This is a genomic window from Longicatena caecimuris (genome assembly GCF_004341945.1).
Taxonomy (GTDB): Bacteria; Bacillota_I; Bacilli_A; order Erysipelotrichales; family Erysipelotrichaceae; genus Longicatena; species Longicatena caecimuris.
The window spans coordinates 1-19,081 of record NZ_SMBP01000027.1; the positions used below are offsets into that span (position 1 = coordinate 1).

Here is a 19,081-nt window from a genome sequence, read left to right on the forward strand (position 1 = left end):
CGCAAACAGTAGAAAATCATCGGCATATCTTACAAAGTAGATTCCTGCTTTCGCCAGTTCCCAGTCCAGTTCATTCAAATAGATGTTTGCCAGTAGAGGGGAGATTACTCCTCCCTGTGGTGTTCCACTATTTGTCTCAAGATATTTTCCTTCTTCCATATATCCTGCTTTTAGCCATTTCCATATGAGGTTCAGCACTGTACCATCTGCGATATATTTATTCAATACTCGCATTAACTGTTTGTGTGGGATATTGTCAAAGAATCCTTTTATATCACAGTCATAGATATAATTTCTTCCTTTTTCTATATTCCACAGTATCAACTGCATTACCTTTTCCATACCATAATTTGGTCTGTATCCACAGGAGCATTTATGAAAGATTCCATTCTCAAACTTTGGACTTAGTATATTCACTAGGGTCTGTTGGATGATTCTATCTTCTATCACAGGTATTCCAAGTGGTCTTTTACCTCCACTCTTCTTTGGTATATACACTCTTCTTACAGGTGCCGGTGTATACGTTTTTGTCTTAAGTTTTTCCAGGATTTCAAGGATTCTTTCTTCCGACTTTTTATCAAATTCCGCAATGGTCTCCCCATCTATCCCTCCGCTTCCTTTATTTGTCTTTACTTGTTTCCATGCCTCCCTCAGTTTCCTGTCTCTTAGCATTTGACCATATAAAGAATGCCACTTTAATTTTAGTGGTTCGTTCATAAAACTCTTTTCCTCCTTCCCCACACATTTGGTTCGTCTATACCTCAGTATCGTGACCATTGCCATTGTGTGAAATTTAGTTAAGTCGCATAAGGTCAAGCCTCTTCACATTCAGTCAAGCTTTGGTTTCTTGACCTACTCCGCTACTACAAGCTTGTCTGACTACTCCATACGTCTTATGAATTTCGCATCACGCTTATATCATAAGACCCTTTGCGAGTATGGAGTCCTCACAGGGTCATCGCTATATCCCTACTGACATGCCAACTATCATCACGTTAATACTCCTATCTTCCCATCCAATTCATCGAAGAAGATTAGTACATAGACTTCCCATTTTTTCGCATGGTCGCCAAGTATTCCCGCCGCCTATATAGTTCACTTTACATTTCGGCCTGCCAATCCGTCTATGGACCTCTCGGTTATCCACAACTCCTTCATACGATTTCTCACAAAACCGCACTAGTTTAGACTTTCTGTCTTGCATTGGAGCTCAACAGAGTAGGACTTTCACCTACATGACACCTATCTTTTCAGGATTCATTTATTTTCGTTTATACTCTGTATCGTAAATACAATCCTTAATAAGAAAGAAAATTCAACCATGCCTGTACATGGTTGAATTATAGCGACTGCCTGTCGCACAAAAAGATCCCGATACTTCGGAATCGAATGTGTTTATTAGATTTCTTTATGCAAACGATTCATACCTTCTTGTTTGGCAACTACCTTGCCAAGTTTATACCTTTTAAGATTAATGCAAAAAAAGATCCCGATACTTCGGAATCAAATGTGTTTATTGGATTCCTTTATGCAAACGATTCATACCTTCTTGTTTGGCAACTGCCTTGCCAAGTTTATACCTTTTAAGATTAATGCAAAAAAAAGATCCCGATACTTCGGAATCGAATGTGTTTATTGGTGGAGCTTATCGGGATCGAACCGATGACCCCCTGCGTGCAAGGCAGGTGCTCTCCCAGCTGAGCTAAAACCCCATGTATATTTAAATTCGATGGTGGGCCTGAATGGACTTGAACCAACGACCTCACCCTTATCAGGGGTGCGCTCTAACCACCTGAGCTACAGGCCCGTTTCCATCGAATGCCCATATATAATACCATGGGATATCTAATGTGTCAACAACTTTTTTTAAAAAAATAAAATTTTTTTGTTTTTTTTATAAAGTGTTAAAAAAGCCTATAACTAAAGGGTTTTTGACTACATAGAAGTATATCTTCTAACCGCAATTCTCCACATCATGAATAATTTTTTATATCTCATGTCTTGCATACCACATCTTATGGAAGTCTTTCAACATATTTGATGAGTTCTCCGTATTAGGTGGTATCATCCCCTACTAAGGTTATGCCGTATTCTTCTGTTTCTCAGTGTCTTTTCATTTTGTATAGAAATTCAACGCTTTAAAACAATATCCACTTTCTGAAAAACGTTAACCATATAATTTTACGTCTGGACATCTGCTCTTTATAAATTATGCGTAGCATGAATTCCATGTTACCCACATACTTTCCATAACAGCAACAAACCTACCAAAGTTGCTTTTCTTCTGTTCAAGAGTAGTGCCTTTTTTCTGTTAAAACCATTTCCATGTAAGAACTTTAAGAAAAGATTACAGTCTTAAAATTTAACATATGTTCTGTTTATTGCTTTTCATCGATTGCCCGCATATAATTATATTGTTAGACTTTGTTTTAAAGATAAAAAGGAATGAAACTATATGTCTTGTCCTAGCAGCAAAAAAACTGTTGATGTCTGATGGAAATCAAACAGATAAGTAAAATTGCTAGATTGTCCAATGAATTTATTAGTAAATGTATTATAATCACCAAACCAACAGTTGAATTTAGCATACTCAACCAATAGTTCGTGTTATAAAATAGAAAACACGCGTATTGTAATGGTGAAAGGAGAACGCTCAATGGATCAAATAAAAACAGGTAAGTTTATTGCGAGATGCCGCAAAGAGAAAAAATTAACACAAGCGCAACTCGCAGAAAGACTAAGCATTACAGACAGAGCTGTGTCCAAGTGGGAAACCGGTAAAAGTATGCCAGATTCATCTATTATGTTAGAACTCTGCAAATTACTTGGAATTACAGTAAATGAGTTATTGAGTGGAGAAAAAGTTACTATGGATAGTTTAGAAAGAAAAGCAGATGAAAATTTAATTGCTTTAAAAAGAAAGGACGAAAACAACATAGCAAAGAATGTCGTTATTTCAACACTATTTACAATAACACTTTTGATTGGAATGATGGTATGTGTTATTTGTGATATTACCATAACCGGTAATCTATCATGGTCCCTTATTTCCATGACTTCTATTGTGTTTGTATGGGTTATATCTTTTCCAAGCATTATGTTTGGCAAAAAGGGTATGGTAAAGAGCTTAATATCACTTAGCGTTTCGATCATACCGTACCTATACTTGCTTAGCCAAATTTTAAAGGTGAAAGAGTTGTTCCCACTTGGAACAGCGATATCATTGATTATTCTTGTGTTTTTGTGGATAATGCTTGCGGTCATTTATCGTATCGGCAAAACAAGAAAATTAATTGCTCTTGGAACAATTACATTATTAGCTATACCATTAGTGGTTATTATCAATGTTTTACTTTTTAAAACAACAGAAACGCCTCTCTTTGATGTTTGGGATTTTATGGCAATCTTCCTATTGCTAATAATAGCGATTGCTTTATTTATCTATGACTATGCAGAGAAAAAAGGATTGCTGAAAAGTAAATCAAAAAGCGCTTAATAGATACGGCTGTTTTGAAATTATTATCAAAACAGCCGTTTCTTTTTATTATATATCAAATGAACAATATCGATAGGCATGCGCATTGATTTTACATATACGCATTCCTATCTTTTTTGCTTCAATGTCCTAAACTTATCAGAATGATAGTTTGTTCTATACTTGTTGCATAAGCAATGCTTTCGCACGCTTAAAATGCATGAATTGATAAGTAACTTTTCAAAAGGAAAAAGAATTATGCATAAAAAAACGTGATATAATGAGCACAAAAACAATGATATTTTAAAGGAAGATGAATATGAAAAAAGAATTAAAACAAATCTTATTTATTTGTGTCTTTTTGATTGTTGGTTGTATAATTGGTTATTTCTTCGCAATCTATCAAATAAATCAATATAAAGATCCTGTGTTTATGGAACTTTTAGCCAGTCATAATATGTCTTCTTCAGAACCTATAGGACTAACGAAGAGTATTATCAATTTGGGTTGTCTTTCAGCAGGGATAGCTACTGGGGGTATTTTTTATAATAGTATTGCAAAAAAATGGTTAACCCCGATTGCTCCTAAAATTTTTATAGGATTTATTACATTTCCATTTTACACATTGGCTGGAATAATTGGGTTCATCCCATTTATTATTTATAAAAGTATTATTCTATTTAGAAGCGACACATGCTAATAGTTAAGTTTTCTCATTTATATCATTCCTTCCTTTAAGTTTTTGTTTGCAATCCTGTCTTATAACTAATGCTATGTTAGTTAAATATTCTCATGTCGCTGTAATACCAAAGATTTTTTCCACTTTACATCATGCTTATAATAGTGAACTACAATAAAAAATCGAAATATTCTACGATACTATCGCATAAACATTGTGCTACTTTTTCTTGATAAGAAGGACTTTTTAAATTGCTGCGATCTTCTGGATTTGATAGGAAGCCACATTCAACTAAAGAACCGATTTTTTTCGCATTGTTTAACAAATAATAATCTCCTGGTTTAGCGCTCATCTTTGTTTGCGTTAATACTTTAAAATGCTTTTGGATGAGCTTAGCAAAGGTTTCAGAGACAGCATTCCCTTTTTGATAGAATGCCTGTGCTCCGTGTACACTGGTATTTGGATAGGAATTCAGATGCACACTTAAAAAAACATCGACCTTATCTGCATTGATGATCTCCATACGTTTCTTCATGTCTTCCCGTTTGCGATTACTCGCGTTAGCACTAGCCAAGTCATATTTACCATCTCTTGTTAAAATAACTTCTGCGCCTTTTGTTTGTAACTGTTTTTGAAGTTTTTTTACGATACTTAAATTGATATCTTGTTCTTTTTCATTTTCACAGCGTGCCCCATCATCCTTGCCCCCATGACCGGCATCCAAGACAACGACCACGCCATCTAATACTTTCCTATCTTTTTCTGCTTCTACATTTACAAGATGTGTATGAAATACCGATGTGATCAGTAAGGTCAATATCAGACCTAGTCCCAAAAACATTTTTCTTTTTTTCATTCTCTCACCAATACAGTGTATGAGGTCAAGGCTAGAAAAAGAGCTGTTCCAGTAAAATTAATAATTTTCCACACCTTATTCGTTTTTTTAACCTTTTAAAAGAAAAGTATTGCTAAAAATTCACATAAAAATAAAAATAGCGGTATAATAAATAAAGATTATATGGGAGGTAAAGATGCTATGATGAATCAGCATTTCACCTATCAGGATGTTTTAAATCATTCAAAAGACTTTGTTCATGCATTGATGAATCGCGATATCATCATGTTTCAATATTTATTAGATGATGATTTTGTCTGGATTGGTGATTATACGAACCAATATATCAGTGGTAAAGAAGCCTTTATCCATGTATTAAAAAACGTTGAAGTTAGCGGACAGCTGTATATATCTCATGAAGAATACACCCTGTTGACACAAGAAGAAAAAACATGGGTCGTGTATGGAAGATTTTGCGCGACCGCAACATTGCCGACAACCAAAGTGATTTCAACTATCATTCATTTTACTTTTATCTGGCAATTAAACAAGCAACAAAAATTGCATCTCATCCACGCACAGGCATGTCATGTAAACACGCCGGCTTCCAACAATGAGCAAAAAAAGAAGCTGTATTTTTATAAAAACGGTACCAGCGCACACGAAGATACCATACGATTAGAGAACCCTATGAATAAGATTCGCATCAAGGACATGCATCATCAACTACATTTCTTGTCTCCAATGGAAATTCTTTATATTGTATCGAATAATAAGTTATGTACCATTTATACAGCAGAGGAATCCTTTGTGACAAGGATGACCTTACGTGAATTTGATCATCCTCTATTCTTACGAATTCATCGCAGTTATTTAGTAAATCGCCACTATATTAAACAGATACATCGCTATTGTGCAACTTTAAGTAATGGTACGAAGCTGCCTATTGGCAAACAACGCTATATGGAACTGCAAATGCAGTTATGGAAAGAAAATTAAAAAAGGGAAGATTGAAATTGCCCCATTTCATTTGGATATCCAAACTTTGGAGTTTCTTTCAGATTCCCTTTTTTTGTACTCTTACAGTCCTGCTTTTTCAGTAATAAAACTCATCCATTTATCACGTTTCATCATGGAAATTTTATCGGTTGTTATCTTTCCGGTTTCCATATCTTCATGAGTAATGGAAATACCGATTGGCATAAAGCCCTGTGAGCATTTTTCCAATTCTTTAATATTTTTATACGGAATTACGATATCAGCATTTAATAGTCCTGTCACAATAATCAAGCGTTCTTCTGTAAAATATGCCCATCCTTGTTTCCATTTGCCCATTTTGCCAATTAAGCGTTCCACATAACTTGCTTGTAAAAAATCAATTAAGGTATCCTGTTCATCCATCAATTTGGCTTCTACAAGCTTTACTTTTTGTTTTTCTAATTTTGCGTCGTTCATAGGTTCTCCTTTCCAAATCTTCTGAATATAGTTTTGCGGTTATAGTATACCATAAGAATTATACATTTTCTTGTAAGATATTACTTTTTTTACTTAACGCATGTGTGCATTTAGATACGGAAGATGCTACGTAAACGGTGCTGAATTTCATAACAGCAAATTAGGTTATTGCGTAAATAATATTTTTTAGGAATCATATGTAAAAAGTAACTGTCAACATCCATTATAAGGAAATACATAGATATAAAGATAAAGACGGTTAATAAAAAACCAATCCTTTTCTAAATTTGCCTATTTTATAAGTTACTTTTTATGATAGGAAATATTAAAATAGAATTCTTTGCTTTTATAAGGGCAAATGCAAAAAAGTCATAAAAAAATGCAAGAGATCTCAATTTTTTTATTTTTTACACACACATAAGAAAGGAGAGCTCTTGCATCTTCAGTATAGCGTAAATGTGAAAATTCGTCCATATTCTTTGGAAACTTCATGAAAAAACTTGTGTTCTTTTGAGGAATCTATGGGTTTCATGGATAAATGACCACGATGTGTATCCCTATTTGCATACGTTGTAATGGAGGTGGTTGATTTGCCACAAGGATATTTACGTATAGAAGTCTATAATGAACAATCCCTGCCAGTCAGCAATGCGACTGTCACCATTTTTAATGGTAATCTTATGGTACGACAAGTCGTATGTGAGAAAACAGATGCAATGGGGCGATGTAAAGAAATTGCGTTAGAAGCGCCACATCCTTCCTTATCCCAACAAAGTACCACAGCAAGACGTCCCTATTCCACATACAGTGTTGAAGTAAGTCATGTGGAATATGATACTGAAGTCGTGCACAATGTACAGATCTTTGCGGATATTGGATCAACGCTTACCGTGATTTTAAGAGAAAAGAAAGGAGAAACGCCAGGGCGTAATGAGAATGATTTAGGCGAACATAAATTATTTACTGGCACAGGAAGAACGTATGCTTGAGGAAATCATCATACCCAGAACAATTACAGTACATCTGGGCAGACCGAATACGGCAGCTGAAAATCTGACGGTAGATTTTGTATATTATTTGAAAAATGTCGCATCCTCAGAAATCTATCCGACCTGGCCATATGAGGCCTTGCGAGCTAACATCTGGGCACAGATGTCACTGGTGTTGAATCGTGTATATACAGAATGGTATCGTGGTCGTGGCTATCCCTTTGATATCACCAATTCAACAGCTTATGATCAGGCTTTTGTGAAAGGACGTAATATTTATGACAGTGTCGCAGCTGTTGTTGATGAAGTTATTGGTCAATTCCTGCAAAAGCCATATTTCCGTGAACCTTATTATGCAGAATATTGTGATGGTAAGATTGCTCAATGCCCTGGCATGAAACAATGGGGTACACTTGATTTAGCAAATCGCGGCTTTGATTCTACGCGCATTATTCGTTATTACTATGGCGAGACGATGCAATTTCGCGAAACGGATAATGTACAATATATCACACCCTCCTATCCCGGTTATGCGCTAAGAAGAGGCTCTCAAGGACAAAATGTCTTCATCATACAGGAACTGTTGAATGGCATCGCTGTCAATTATCCAAATATTCCCCTTATCTATCCACCGGATGGTATCTTTGGAGAAGTAACAGAACGCGCTGTCAGAACTTTCCAACAACAATTCAATTTGAGTGTAGATGGTATTGTCGGTCAGACAACATGGAATCAGATATCTCGTATTTATGTGGCTGTAAGAAAATTAGCTGAATTAGGCAGTCTTGGCAGACCACAGGGTTATTTTACCGGTTTATGGACAGGCCGCGTATTGCGGCGGGGAGATGTCGGTATTGAGGTGCAGCAACTACAGTATTTCTTATCTGTCATTGCCCAAACTTATACCAATATCCCCCCTGTTGATATCGATAGTCGTTTTGGGGCCGGATTGGAGCGATCCGTGCGAGCTTTCCAAAGAGAATTTGGATTAGCACAAGATGGTCTTGTCGGACAAGTAACTTGGAATACCATTTATGAAACGTATATTGCATTAACCCAATAATCGATTTTTTGTCGATATCCGTAGGAAAGGGGTTTGTCTCATCTATGTTCATAAAGTGTATACACCTTTATAAACAAAAAAAGAAGGTTCTAGTTAAAAGAATCTTCTTACATAGCACTACATTATTAGCATCCCCTGCACATAGAATATACTTTACAAATAAGATAATAATTGTTTCACAAAAGCTGTTTTAGGATGCTGACGAATATGTTGTGCGGTATCGAATTGTTCGACACATCCATCTTTCATCACCATGACGCGCTCTCCTAAATATAAAGCTTCTTTGATATCATGCGTCACAAATACCAGAGTGAAAGGATCGACAGCATGTATTCTTAACAACTCTTCTTGCAAGGTATGTCGGGTTATTTCATCTACGGCGCCAAAAGCTTCATCCATCAAAACAACCTTAGGATCTGCCGCTAATGCTCTAGCAATGCCAACACGCTGTTTCTGTCCACCACTTAATTCATCAGGATAACGTGTTAATAAAGTAGCATCCAAATCAACTATATGCAGTAATTCTTCCACACGCTGCTGCATGCGTATGGCATCCCATTTCTTTAAACGTAATACATAAGTAATATTGTCATAAATCGTCATATGCGGAAATAGGCCAATGCTTTGAATGACATAACCGATACTTTGACGTAAGAGGTTGGCATCCATGGTACTGATATCAATGCCATCGATTTGAATACTGCCTTCATCCGGCAGAATAAGAGCGTTTAACAGCTTAAGTAATGTTGTTTTACCACTGCCACTGCCACCGATGATACTGATGCGTTCATGAGGTTGTATCGTAAAGGAAACATCATGCAATACGATCGTCTCTCCATAGGCTTTTTTCACATGGTTACAAATGATTTCACTCATGGTTCTTCACCTCCAACAGACCTTTTTTTATGAGAAAGGCGCGTGCAACATCCGCCTCATTCTTTTTCTGGGTTTCTACTTCATGATTCATTGCGGCCATTTCTTTTTCACTGATCAGATTATTCATCAGCATCAGCACTTGGCGTAATTCAGGATATTTTTTTAAAGTGTCCTGACGAATGATCGTTCCTGCATAATAAGTTTGGAAAAAATGTTTATCATCCTGTAGCAATACGATATTAGGACTACTTAAACGCCCATCTGTCGTAAAGGCAATAATGGCATCCGTCTCGCCATTTTCTAAGGCATCATATTTTAAGCCGATATCAAGATCCCTCGTCTTTTTAAAGTGAAATCCATAAGCCGTCGTTAATGCATCATAGCCATCCTCACGCTCATAGAAATCATATTCCCCGCCAAAAGAGAGTTTATGTGAGACAGCCGCCAAATCAGAATACGTTTTTAAATGGTACGTATCTGCCAATTTTTTAGTTACTGCGATTCCATACGTATTATTGAAGCCATATAAACCTACCCATTCCATATGATAGTTTTTTTGATATTGCTGATTGAGTTCTTTGAATAAGGTAGCATCATCCGGCAGTTCTTTTTCTTTTAAGACAAAGCTCCATGAGGTTCCTGTATATTCCGGATACAAGTCAAAATCTCCTTTGACCATTGCCGGATGGATGTTGCTAGTACCGCCGCCGACACCTTTTGTGATTACTACAGAAATTCCAGTACGATCTTCAATAAGCTGTTTCAGCATTTCCCCGATAATAAATTCTTCGCTCATCGGTTTCGTTGCCAGATGAAGCACTTCTTTTTTATGTGGTGTATAAAAGAGGCCAGCGCTAAGCGCGATGAAAACAGCCAAAATACTTAGCATAACACGATGCTTCGTTTTTTGTGTATGCCGGCGATTGCGCAAAAAGCGTTCCATACAGCCGATCAAAATATCACAGAGAAAGGCTAGTAGAGCAACCGCCAGACTACCGGCAATCGTCATCGTCATATTGTTCGTAGTAATTCCACGATAAATCGCAACACCGAGTCCTCCAGCTCCGATAAAGGATGCAATACCGGCCAAGGCAATTGTCATAACGGTCATATTTTTAAAACCCGATAACATAACCGGCATTGCTAAGGGCAGTTTAATCTGAAATAGAATCTGTTTTCGTGTACTGCCCATTCCTCGGGCAGCTTCTATGATATCTGCATCTACATTTTCCAAGCCGGTAAAGGTAGCGCGTATAATGGGCAATAAAGCATAAATAGTCAAAGCGATAATAGCACTTTTATTGCCGATACCACTAAAGGGAATGAGAAAGCCCAACATAGAAATTGAGGGAATTGTATAAAGAAAGCTGACAAGTCCCAAAACAATGGGGGATAAACGTTTCTTTTCATGAATAAAAATGCCAAGAGATACACCAATCATCGTTGCGGCGATGATAGCAATAACGGCAATCTGCAAATGTTCAATAATCAATGGAACAATAAAATCGTAGCGGGTTCGGTAAAATTCCCATAAGCTTTCAATCATACCTTTTCTCTCCTTCGTTAAGAAAGAGGCATTGTCAGAGCAGATAATCCATAAAATACAGATCTATACGTTGTCCTAATGGATTTCTTCTGTAAGAATGCTCTCTTGTTTTTTGTGTCATCAGGTGGTTTCACCTGTTTGTCTAGGACTTTTAGAAGTATCGTTTCTTCCTTAAGTTTTTAAACAGCATGTTCTTGTTCATTTAAATAATCTTCAATATATTTGGAACAGGTTGCGCCATCACTGGCTGCAGTGATAATCTGTCGAAGAGCCTTGCTACGTACATCACCGATGGCAAAGACACCTTCCACATTGGTTCGTGTGGATTCATCTGCAAGGATATATCCATTGTTATCAAAAGTCAGCTGTGCTTTGAATAGCTGTGCATCCGGGACACGTCCGATTGCCACAAAGATACCATCGCAGGAAAGCTCTTGTATCTCATGTGTAAGTAAATTTTCAATTTTCGCTCCGGTGACTTTTTTATCAGCGATAATATCAACGACTCGACTATCCCATAGGAAAGCAATCTTACTGTTTGCCAACTGTTTCTCATAAATCCGCGATGCTCTTAACTCATGACGGCGATGAATCAAGGTTACACGATGACAGATTTTGGATAAAAACAGAGCATCTGCAATGGCGGAGTTGCCACCACCGACAACGAGTACATCTTTCCCTTTATAAAGCATCCCATCACAAGTTGCACAATAAGCAATTCCTTTTCCACGCAGTTGTGCTTCTTTTGCCAATCCTAATTCTCTTGGATGAGCACCGGTAGCAATCACAACTGTTTTCCCATAGTAGTCAGCTTCTTCTCCGTGAATGATTTTTGGATTGTTTTTCAATTCAACCTGAATCACGGTATCATAAACTGTTTCCGCCCCAAACTTTTCGGCACCTTCCTGCATCTTTTCCGCCAGTTCAAAGCCATCAATACCATCGGTAAAACCAGGATAATTTTCCACAATGCCTGTAGTAGCCATCTGCCCTCCGGCTGATAATTTTTCAATAACTAAAACGCTTCGGGCATTTCGAGCAGCATATAGAGCTGCACTATAACCGGCAGGACCACCGCCGATAATGATAACATCATAAAGTTTCATATTGCTTTCCTTTCTTAAGCAATTAGCTTATGTTCTTTCAAAAAGGCCAGTACTTCATGTTTTGATTGTGGAGCTATCAAAGCATCTTGCGCCTTTCCATGATGTAAGAGGGCAAGTGTCGGTATGGTTTCAATGCCATAGGCTTCTGCCAATGTTTCAAATTCATCAATATTGATTTGTAAAATATCAAATGCTTCTGCATGTTCTTTAGCCACTTGTTTTAAAACAGGTGCTAAGCGTTTGCAATAGCCACACCATGGTGCCCAAAATTCGACAACTACTGTTTCACGTTCCTTAACTTCGTTAACGTTCTCGTTGGTGATTGTAATGAAACTCATATTGCTTTCCTCCTGGATCATATTAGATCTTATTGTTATTTGGATGTTGATGCGTAAATTGTGAATCATAAATTAAAACGTATTCTCTAAATAGGCAGCTTCTATGTTTTGATACAATTTTGCTTCTTCTTCACTTAAGAACAAGGTGTGATGCAACTGTGAAGAGTGTAGGACATGTGGCCCTGCGCATGCGCCATAGCCTTCGATATGAAAGGTATATGCTTGTTCATCACCTTGGATATGTACGGCTTTCCCCTGCATCAAATAACCTTGTACATAAAAATAAATAGTCGTTCCTTCTTTTAACATAAGCTTCTCTTTTGCATGGCAGTTAACCATACAAGTTCTTCAACCAATTCTTCCATTTGTTGAAGAATTTCAACTTCACATATGCCATAACGCTCGGCCAAGGGCAACAGACGATTCGTTGCGACGTGGGTATGCTGATCTTCTTCCCAAATCGCAATTTTTAAAGGCAATTCTAATGCTATGGCTGCATTCTCCAGCATAAGCTTTGTCCCTATGCTGGGATTACCAAATACAATAACAATCGTTTCGGGCATTTCCATACCAACTGTTTTTGCGTTTTCCCCATGGTCGTAAACAGCAAATATAGGTATCTTTCTCTTCTTTAACACTTCTTTTAAGAAGTGTGCACATGTCTTTACAGAACATTCACTCTTCTTTACAAAGAGCATTGCTTTATCTTCTTTCATTGGTATTCTCCTTTAACGCATACAACTGTTCCAGTTCCTTTACGACATCACAAATGGATATGGCTTTTAACTTCTCATAGCAGGTAGCTTCCATTGTTTCATATAGATCATCCATAACCTGTGCCATACCACTCGATACGATACATTTTAAATGCGCATTCCCACTGCGCCAGTTACTGTGAAAAATACGCATCTGTAAAGCATCATAGATTTGGCTTAAGGTCACCGTTTCATTTTGAATAGAAAAAGAATACCCTCCGCTTAATCCTTGCTTGGTATCAATAAGACCATAGGCTTTCAGCTTGGCCATCACTTTTCTGACCCTGACCGGATTCACACAAATATTTTCGGCCAGCTCTTCACTAGATATCAAACGCGGATGCTTTCTCAGATAAGCCATTGCATGAACAGCAATGATAAACTCACTTGGCATTCTCTCACCTCCAATTGTAACTTTTTATATTACACTTATAGGATAAACCGCTTTTCCCTATCCGTCAAATAAGAAGCCCTCTTCTTTTTATTGTAAAAAGAAAAGCATAAAAAAAACAGGAACATGTTAATTCCTGTTACGCTTTTTTGATAATGCATAAAACGATAGAAATCATTTGTCATCCATCGATGCGTCTTCTTTATAATCTTTTACAATAGCTTTCCAACAATCCGCATTTGCGATGCCCAAACGCTCAGGATCAAAAACAGGATCTTTCCCCTGTTTTTTCTGTGCGCTATAATCTTTTAAACAGGTAATTGCAATCTTGCCCAGCAATAGGATGGCAATGATATTTACGATTGCCATAAAGCCCATAAGCACATCTGCTAGATCCCATATGGTCGAGAAACTAGCCTGTGCTCCAAAGAAGATCACAACAATCGCCAATATTCGAAAGATACATAAAGAACGCTTTGTATCCAAAATGAATTTCAAATTGCTTTCTGCATAGCAGTAATTCCCAATTAGAGAAGAGAAAGCGAATAAGAAAATCGAAATGGTGATAAAGTGGATTCCTGCCTGTCCGACTTCAGCAGATATCGCCTGCTGTACATAAGGCATTCCGGTCAAATTAGCATCACTACCATAATTCAACAGCATAAATGCGGTTGTCGTACATATAAGAATCGTATCAATAAAAACCGAAATTGTCTGCACTAGACCTTGCTTCACCGGATGTGATACATCTGCACTCGCGCCGGCATTTGGTGCTGATCCCATTCCTGCCTCATTAGAAAATAATCCTCTTTTGATACCATACATCACACAAGAACCGGCAAAACCACCCATGATAGCTTTTAGATCAAAGGCCTGTTCCATGATCATGCCAAAAATGGCAGGTAATTTCTGCACATTTGCCAAGGTGATATAAAGTCCCAATATGATATACAACAACGCCATAATCGGCACTACTGTAGAAGAGATGATACCGATACGATGAACACCGCCAAAAATAACCGCTGCTGTAGCGATAGCCAAAATAAGACCAATCACGACGGCTACTAGTTCTTGATCTTCAAAATAATACGATACGGCACTGCTCACATTATATGCCTGTAAAGGATTAAATCCGAAAATAAAGCAGGCAATTAACAGTAAAGAAAAAACAACTCCCAGCCAGCGCTTGCCTAAAGCTTTCGCTATATAATAAGCCGGACCGCCGCGATACTGTTCACCATCTTGTTCCTTATATACCTGTGCCAAGGTCGATTCCACAAAAGCACTCGCCCCACCTATCAAAGCCGTTACCCACATCCAAAAGATAGAGCCTGCGCCTCCAGCTGCTAACGCGGTAGCCACACCAGCGATATTGCCGGTACCGACACGCGATGCTGTTGAAATCATCAAGGCCTGAAAGGAAGATACCCCATCCTCTGTATGTGCTTTTTCCATCAATAAAGAAATGCCTTCTTTCAACAAGCTAAATTGCACGAACCGTGTCCGTATCGTGAAATATATTCCTGTACCAATCAATAACGCAAGTAAGATATTGCTATATAAAAATTCATTTACATTTGCCAGTACCATTTGTATTGTCAATGTGTTCACTCCTTCTTTTTGCTTTTGCATCCCATACCCTTTACGGCCATAAAAAAAGTGTGTTCATTTATCGCACGATTGGGTGTGTTTCGCACAGCCGTCTCATTATAACATACTTTTTTTCTACCGCCAAATGATTACTGATACACTCCTATAGTTAGATTGTCGAATACTTTCATGCTTATACCTAAAGCCCTATTGTTTTCTTCTATGAAAAGATAACTTATGGTATAATACGAAACAGTGAAGGAGTATTTGTCTATGTCTGTATATCTGATTCCCATTACTGCTGCAATGCTTATCTTTCCTTTTTTAGCAGCTCTTTTTACGATTCCCTATATCATCATACAATACCGCCGTTATGGCAGTATCCTCTTTTTGCGTGTCTTGATTATCTATTCTTTTATCTTTTATCTACTTTGTGCGTATTTCTTAGTAAGCCTTCCTTTACCACCTATTGAAGAAGTACAGCATTACACCAAACCAATCATGCAGCTGATTCCTTTTAAATCCTTAATGGAATTTACAACATCAACCTCACTCGTCTGGAATGATCCCGCCACTTACTTAACTGCCTTTAATGAGCCTAGCTTATACTTAATCATCTTTAATGTTTTATTAACCGTTCCTTTCGGTGTATATCTGCGTTACTATTTTCAATATAGTTGGAAGAAAACGCTGCTTGGCAGTTTTATGTTATCCTTATCCTTTGAATGTCTGCAGCTAAGTGCACTATTTGGTATTTATCCACGTCCTTATCGTTTATTTGATGTGGATGATCTTATCACGAATAGTTTTGGCGGTATGTGTGGCTATGTTTTAACACCTATCTTTGTCCATTTCTTACCAACACGTTTAAAGTTAGATGAAGAAGCCTTCCAAAAAGGACAGCAGGTTACCTCAATGCGTAGAGTCGTTGCCTTCTTCAGCGATGTTCTATTTATCCTTATTGCTTCTTTTCTGCTTTATTATATATGTACAAAATACTTTACGATTACAACTTTCCTTCAAACACTCCTTGTTTTTTATGGCTGTCTTGTATGTTCTGTTACCCTACTATTGTTTATTTTGCCTATTTTTACCAAAGGCTGGACCTTCGGTAAGGCCTTAGTGAAGATAAAATTGGTGAATGAGGAAGATGAACGACCAAAATGGTATCAATATTTTCTACATTTCTTTCCTCTGTATCTATTTATATTGCCAATACCATTAATGTTATTGATGCTGTTTGATATTTATTTTTCCATACCTTCCACCTATCAGATTTGCATATTGGCATTGGCCGTGCTGCTATGCGCATTCTATTTGGTTTCCCTAAAAACAGGCATTCATATGCTCTTTCATCATAATAAAACAGCCTATTTTGAACGCCTTGTGAAATTAAAAAATCACTCTATGATTCAAGTTACTACAAAAGCCGCTGTGCAAGAAACTAAGATAGAGACCGCAAACACAGAAGAAGTTGCTGAAGAAAACATAGAAAACACACTATAATCAAATTCGTTAGAAAAAAGCAGATAACTGCTTTTTTTCTATATTTGATCAATATGAAAAGACAAGGGTAAAAGCCATGTCATCATCTTTTATCTGCGCATAGATCTTACCACCCATCTTATGCATGAAATAGATAAACCTAAACCACAACCTAGTTTGTTGGTTAGCACCATGATCAAAGCTATCGAACTTGTGGTGTCTAAATATAATGCTAAAAGTATGATGAATCTTTTGATACTACCGGAAGAAACTTTATGTTTCGCAAAAAAAAGTCACATATGCATGCAACTCTTAGCTTTCTATGATCTTACAGACATCAACCCATGTAGCGTTTCCAATTAATTCAGCGAGTTCTTCACAGGTTAAACGAATGGCTGAATTAGCACTGCCACATGCTGGATAGACATGCGCAAAACGTTTTAATGATACATCTAAATACACCTTGGTATCCTGTGGTATTGCAAAAGGACAGACACCGCCAATCGCATGATTGGTATATTTCTCCACATCCTCTCCTCGCAACATTTTAGCTTTTACTCCAAAAGATTCCTTAAACTTATGATTATCGACCTTTGTATCGCCTGCACATACCACGATGAGTGCTCCATCACTCCCCATAAAAGACATTGATTTTGCGATATGAGCAGGTTCTGTGCCTAACGCAGCAGCTGCTAATTCCACCGTTGCACTTGATGTATCCAGTTCAATGATATCCTGTTCTCTTCCATAAGTTTTTAAATATTCGCGTACAAGTTCAATTGCCATTTTGCTATCCTCCTTAATATTCCACACCTTTACGTGGTGCCTGCTGTTTTTGATAGGGATGCTTCTCTAGCTTCATCTGGGTTATATAATCCCCACATGCGAGAATGTTCTTTGATGGATTGCGCCCCGTTAGTATAATTTCACGCGCTTTGTTTGCGTTCAGAAAGGCAAGCATTTCAATTTCCTGAAGAATCCCCAACTGCAATGCATCCAAAGCTTCATCCAGAAGAATGCAAGCATATTGTGCAGCTGTTTGTTCCGCCGTTTCAAACAAGGCATGCTGAGATAAGGCCGTTGTTACGCGCATTTCCTGCCCCATCTGATAGTAAAACAATTTTGGCATAGGAGAATACAAGCAGGTCACAAGTGGCTGCTGTTTGAGAAAGGATATTTCCCCACTCTTGCCATCCTTAAGAAACTGTACAACAAGCACTTTTTGTGCATGACCCAGCTCGCGCATCACCAAGCCCAAAGCGGCTGTTGTTTTTCCTTTACCATCCCCATGATAAATATGCAGCATGCTGCAACACCTACTTTCTGTTTGTGTATTAGTATAGCACAGAGTTGGCTATCTGTCTTTGAAGATTCAGATATTACTGAATATATTTACATTTTATAATAATAAATGTAAGCGCAATGCATTTATTTGCAAATATTTTCATGAAAATGTTGATTTTACATACAAAAGAAGGTATCATCATAACTATAATATGGAAAAGAAAAGAGGAGAAACAATGAAAAAATTAATGGGAATTCTCGCTGTCTGTCTGCTCATCAGTGGATGTGGCACAAAAAACGAGGAAGCAAAACCAGAAACCGCCAAAACGTACAAAATAGGTATCGTTCAACACATGACACACCCGGCTTTGGATAGTGCCAAAGAAGGTTTTACGAAATATCTCAAGGGGAAAGGCATTGAAGTTGAATTCGTTGAAAAGAATGCCCTAGGTGATACAGCCACAAACGATATTATCACAAAACAATTCGTCTCTGATGATGTCGATTTGATTTATGCCATTGCGACACCTTCTGCATTAGCTGCGGCGAATGCAACCGTAGGCAAAGACACACCGGTAGTTTTTAATGCGGTAACGGATGCCGTAGATGCCAAGCTGGTAAAAAGCAATGAAGAACCGGGAGCGAATATTACTGGTGTATCAGATGCAGCACCTTTAGAAACACAAGTTAAACTCATTCGCACCTTCTTACCAAAAGCTAAAAAAATTGGTATGATCTATAATATTGGTGAGCCAAATGGTAAGTTACAGGTAGAACAAGTTGAAAAAATGGCACCTGATTACGGCTTTACCGTAGTAAAGAAAGGTATTTCTCAAGCTTCTGAAATTACAACAGCGGCACAACAGCTGGCAAGTAGCTGTGACTGCATTTATAACATTACAGATAACTCTGTCGTAGCTGCCACCGCAACCATTACGGATAAGGCAACAAATGCCAAAATCCCGGTATTTGCGGCAGAAGATGGACAAATGAAATCAGGTCTTTTGGCTAGTGATTCCATCAGCTATGAAAAACTAGGAGAACAGGCTGGTGCTATGGCTTATGATATTTTGGTAAATGGAAAAAAACCATCTGCTATCCCTGTTGAAACAGCGAAAGAAACCAAACTGATGATTAATAAAAAAGTTGCCGAAAAACTCCAAATCAACATTCCTGATGATTTGGCAAAACGTGCGACCTTCATTGAAGAATAA

The 19,081-nt window shown here is 37.6% G+C and carries 20 protein-coding genes and 2 tRNA genes; 7 read left to right on the plus strand and 15 right to left on the minus strand.

Annotated elements, in window-relative coordinates; all coding sequences use genetic code 11:
• From EDD61_RS12455 to EDD61_RS12465, 3 genes are all read right to left on the minus strand, one after another.
• On the minus strand, positions 1 to 717 hold a 717-nt coding region (locus EDD61_RS12455; protein ID WP_243642727.1), incomplete at its 3' end, for a reverse transcriptase domain-containing protein.
• Between the two features lie 919 nt (positions 718 to 1,636).
• Positions 1,637 to 1,712 (minus strand) — tRNA-Ala (locus EDD61_RS12460).
• Between the two features lie 18 nt (positions 1,713 to 1,730).
• Positions 1,731 to 1,807 (minus strand) — tRNA-Ile (locus EDD61_RS12465).
• Positions 1,808 to 2,656: 849 nt separating this feature from the next.
• On the opposite strand from EDD61_RS12465, the gene EDD61_RS12470 reads away from it, so the two are divergent.
• On the plus strand, positions 2,657 to 3,496 hold the full coding sequence (locus EDD61_RS12470; RefSeq protein ID WP_132225661.1) for a helix-turn-helix domain-containing protein: 840 nt from the start codon (positions 2,657 to 2,659) through the stop codon (positions 3,494 to 3,496).
• Positions 3,497 to 3,794: 298 nt separating this feature from the next.
• A complete protein-coding gene (locus tag EDD61_RS12475) occupies positions 3,795 to 4,175 on the plus strand; it encodes a hypothetical protein (RefSeq protein ID WP_132225663.1) in 381 nt (126 codons plus the stop codon).
• 148 nt (positions 4,176 to 4,323) lie between these two features.
• Here the strand turns inward: EDD61_RS12475 and EDD61_RS12480 are convergent, their stop codons facing one another.
• Complete coding sequence (locus EDD61_RS12480) at positions 4,324 to 5,010, minus strand: N-acetylmuramoyl-L-alanine amidase (RefSeq protein ID WP_008979670.1); 687 nt, start codon at positions 5,008 to 5,010, stop codon at positions 4,324 to 4,326.
• A 180-nt stretch (positions 5,011 to 5,190) separates the two neighbouring features.
• On the opposite strand from EDD61_RS12480, the gene EDD61_RS12485 reads away from it, so the two are divergent.
• Positions 5,191 to 5,988 (plus strand): LytR/AlgR family response regulator transcription factor, encoded by a 798-nt coding sequence (locus EDD61_RS12485; protein ID WP_132225665.1) that lies wholly within the window; start codon positions 5,191 to 5,193, stop codon positions 5,986 to 5,988.
• Between the two features lie 81 nt (positions 5,989 to 6,069).
• Here the strand turns inward: EDD61_RS12485 and EDD61_RS12490 are convergent, their stop codons facing one another.
• Positions 6,070 to 6,444, minus strand: a complete 375-nt coding sequence (locus tag EDD61_RS12490; RefSeq protein ID WP_132225667.1) for a hypothetical protein — start codon at positions 6,442 to 6,444, stop codon at positions 6,070 to 6,072.
• A gap of 581 nt (positions 6,445 to 7,025) precedes the next feature.
• Here EDD61_RS12490 and EDD61_RS12495 point away from each other — a divergent pair.
• On the plus strand, positions 7,026 to 7,433 hold the full coding sequence (locus EDD61_RS12495) for a carboxypeptidase regulatory-like domain-containing protein (RefSeq protein ID WP_227151363.1): 408 nt from the start codon (positions 7,026 to 7,028) through the stop codon (positions 7,431 to 7,433).
• Positions 7,426 to 8,496 (plus strand): peptidoglycan-binding protein, encoded by a 1,071-nt coding sequence (locus EDD61_RS12500; protein WP_008979668.1) that lies wholly within the window; start codon positions 7,426 to 7,428, stop codon positions 8,494 to 8,496. Before EDD61_RS12495 ends, EDD61_RS12500 begins: the two co-directional genes overlap by 8 nt.
• 153 nt (positions 8,497 to 8,649) lie before the next feature.
• Here EDD61_RS12500 and EDD61_RS12505 read toward each other — a convergent pair whose 3' ends face one another.
• The 8 genes from EDD61_RS12505 to EDD61_RS12540 all read right to left on the minus strand — a co-directional run bounded on the left by EDD61_RS12505 (position 8,650) and on the right by EDD61_RS12540 (position 15,140).
• Positions 8,650 to 9,372 (minus strand): ATP-binding cassette domain-containing protein, encoded by a 723-nt coding sequence (locus EDD61_RS12505; protein ID WP_008689970.1) that lies wholly within the window; start codon positions 9,370 to 9,372, stop codon positions 8,650 to 8,652.
• Positions 9,365 to 10,918: an ABC transporter permease/substrate-binding protein gene (locus tag EDD61_RS12510; RefSeq protein WP_132225669.1), complete on the minus strand. Its 1,554-nt coding sequence runs from the start codon at positions 10,916 to 10,918 to the stop codon at positions 9,365 to 9,367. Before EDD61_RS12510 ends, EDD61_RS12505 begins: the two co-directional genes overlap by 8 nt.
• A 179-nt stretch (positions 10,919 to 11,097) precedes the next feature.
• Positions 11,098 to 12,024: a thioredoxin-disulfide reductase gene (trxB, locus tag EDD61_RS12515; protein ID WP_008689972.1), complete on the minus strand. Its 927-nt coding sequence runs from the start codon at positions 12,022 to 12,024 to the stop codon at positions 11,098 to 11,100.
• Between the two features lie 14 nt (positions 12,025 to 12,038).
• Complete coding sequence (locus EDD61_RS12520; protein ID WP_008689973.1) at positions 12,039 to 12,362, minus strand: thioredoxin family protein; 324 nt, start codon at positions 12,360 to 12,362, stop codon at positions 12,039 to 12,041.
• A 72-nt stretch (positions 12,363 to 12,434) separates the two neighbouring features.
• Positions 12,435 to 12,671, minus strand: a complete 237-nt coding sequence (locus EDD61_RS12525) for a hypothetical protein (protein ID WP_008689975.1) — start codon at positions 12,669 to 12,671, stop codon at positions 12,435 to 12,437.
• Positions 12,665 to 13,078, minus strand: a complete 414-nt coding sequence (locus EDD61_RS12530; protein WP_132225671.1) for a DUF302 domain-containing protein — start codon at positions 13,076 to 13,078, stop codon at positions 12,665 to 12,667. Before EDD61_RS12530 ends, EDD61_RS12525 begins: the two co-directional genes overlap by 7 nt.
• Positions 13,065 to 13,511, minus strand: a complete 447-nt coding sequence (locus EDD61_RS12535) for an RrF2 family transcriptional regulator (RefSeq protein WP_008689978.1) — start codon at positions 13,509 to 13,511, stop codon at positions 13,065 to 13,067. The genes EDD61_RS12530 and EDD61_RS12535 overlap by 14 nt, the downstream gene beginning before the upstream one ends.
• Positions 13,512 to 13,682: 171 nt before the next feature.
• Positions 13,683 to 15,140, minus strand: a complete 1,458-nt coding sequence (locus EDD61_RS12540) for an alanine/glycine:cation symporter family protein (RefSeq protein WP_132225673.1) — start codon at positions 15,138 to 15,140, stop codon at positions 13,683 to 13,685.
• Between the two features lie 231 nt (positions 15,141 to 15,371).
• Here EDD61_RS12540 and EDD61_RS12545 point away from each other — a divergent pair, with 231 nt between their 5' ends.
• Positions 15,372 to 16,604, plus strand: a complete 1,233-nt coding sequence (locus tag EDD61_RS12545; protein ID WP_132225675.1) for a VanZ family protein — start codon at positions 15,372 to 15,374, stop codon at positions 16,602 to 16,604.
• Positions 16,605 to 16,895: 291 nt separating this feature from the next.
• Here the strand turns inward: EDD61_RS12545 and EDD61_RS12550 are convergent, their stop codons facing one another.
• Positions 16,896 to 17,369 carry a YbaK/EbsC family protein gene (locus EDD61_RS12550; protein ID WP_119983516.1) on the minus strand — a complete coding sequence of 158 codons (474 nt, stop codon included), beginning with the start codon at positions 17,367 to 17,369 and terminating at the stop codon, positions 16,896 to 16,898.
• Positions 17,370 to 17,382: 13 nt separating this feature from the next.
• Positions 17,383 to 17,889: a cob(I)yrinic acid a,c-diamide adenosyltransferase gene (locus EDD61_RS12555; RefSeq protein ID WP_008689982.1), complete on the minus strand. Its 507-nt coding sequence runs from the start codon at positions 17,887 to 17,889 to the stop codon at positions 17,383 to 17,385.
• A gap of 214 nt (positions 17,890 to 18,103) precedes the next feature.
• Here EDD61_RS12555 and EDD61_RS12560 point away from each other — a divergent pair, with 214 nt between their 5' ends.
• Positions 18,104 to 19,081, plus strand: coding sequence for an ABC transporter substrate-binding protein (locus EDD61_RS12560; protein WP_008689983.1), 978 nt, complete (start codon positions 18,104 to 18,106; stop codon positions 19,079 to 19,081).

What these genes read in the sequence shown, in the direction of transcription:
- trxB (WP_008689972.1), bottom strand. Translation starts at nt 12,024, where the DNA reads ATGAAACTTTATGATGTTATCATTATCGGCGGTGGTCCTGCCGGTTAT.
- EDD61_RS12560 (WP_008689983.1), top strand. Translation starts at nt 18,104, where the DNA reads ATGAAAAAATTAATGGGAATTCTCGCTGTCTGTCTGCTCATCAGTGGA.
- EDD61_RS12545 (WP_132225675.1), top strand. Translation starts at nt 15,372, where the DNA reads ATGTCTGTATATCTGATTCCCATTACTGCTGCAATGCTTATCTTTCCT.
- EDD61_RS12490 (WP_132225667.1), bottom strand. Translation starts at nt 6,444, where the DNA reads ATGAACGACGCAAAATTAGAAAAACAAAAAGTAAAGCTTGTAGAAGCC.
- EDD61_RS12550 (WP_119983516.1), bottom strand. Translation starts at nt 17,369, where the DNA reads ATGGCAATTGAACTTGTACGCGAATATTTAAAAACTTATGGAAGAGAA.
- EDD61_RS12470 (WP_132225661.1), top strand. Translation starts at nt 2,657, where the DNA reads ATGGATCAAATAAAAACAGGTAAGTTTATTGCGAGATGCCGCAAAGAG.
- EDD61_RS12505 (WP_008689970.1), bottom strand. Translation starts at nt 9,372, where the DNA reads ATGAGTGAAATCATTTGTAACCATGTGAAAAAAGCCTATGGAGAGACG.
- EDD61_RS12525 (WP_008689975.1), bottom strand. Translation starts at nt 12,671, where the DNA reads ATGTTAAAAGAAGGAACGACTATTTATTTTTATGTACAAGGTTATTTG.
- EDD61_RS12555 (WP_008689982.1), bottom strand. Translation starts at nt 17,889, where the DNA reads ATGCTGCATATTTATCATGGGGATGGTAAAGGAAAAACAACAGCCGCT.
- EDD61_RS12540 (WP_132225673.1), bottom strand. Translation starts at nt 15,140, where the DNA reads ATGCAAAAGCAAAAAGAAGGAGTGAACACATTGACAATACAAATGGTA.
- EDD61_RS12480 (WP_008979670.1), bottom strand. Translation starts at nt 5,010, where the DNA reads ATGAAAAAAAGAAAAATGTTTTTGGGACTAGGTCTGATATTGACCTTA.
- EDD61_RS12535 (WP_008689978.1), bottom strand. Translation starts at nt 13,511, where the DNA reads ATGCCAAGTGAGTTTATCATTGCTGTTCATGCAATGGCTTATCTGAGA.
- EDD61_RS12520 (WP_008689973.1), bottom strand. Translation starts at nt 12,362, where the DNA reads ATGAGTTTCATTACAATCACCAACGAGAACGTTAACGAAGTTAAGGAA.
- EDD61_RS12500 (WP_008979668.1), top strand. Translation starts at nt 7,426, where the DNA reads ATGCTTGAGGAAATCATCATACCCAGAACAATTACAGTACATCTGGGC.
- EDD61_RS12530 (WP_132225671.1), bottom strand. Translation starts at nt 13,078, where the DNA reads ATGAAAGAAGATAAAGCAATGCTCTTTGTAAAGAAGAGTGAATGTTCT.
- EDD61_RS12510 (WP_132225669.1), bottom strand. Translation starts at nt 10,918, where the DNA reads ATGATTGAAAGCTTATGGGAATTTTACCGAACCCGCTACGATTTTATT.
- EDD61_RS12475 (WP_132225663.1), top strand. Translation starts at nt 3,795, where the DNA reads ATGAAAAAAGAATTAAAACAAATCTTATTTATTTGTGTCTTTTTGATT.
- EDD61_RS12485 (WP_132225665.1), top strand. Translation starts at nt 5,191, where the DNA reads ATGATGAATCAGCATTTCACCTATCAGGATGTTTTAAATCATTCAAAA.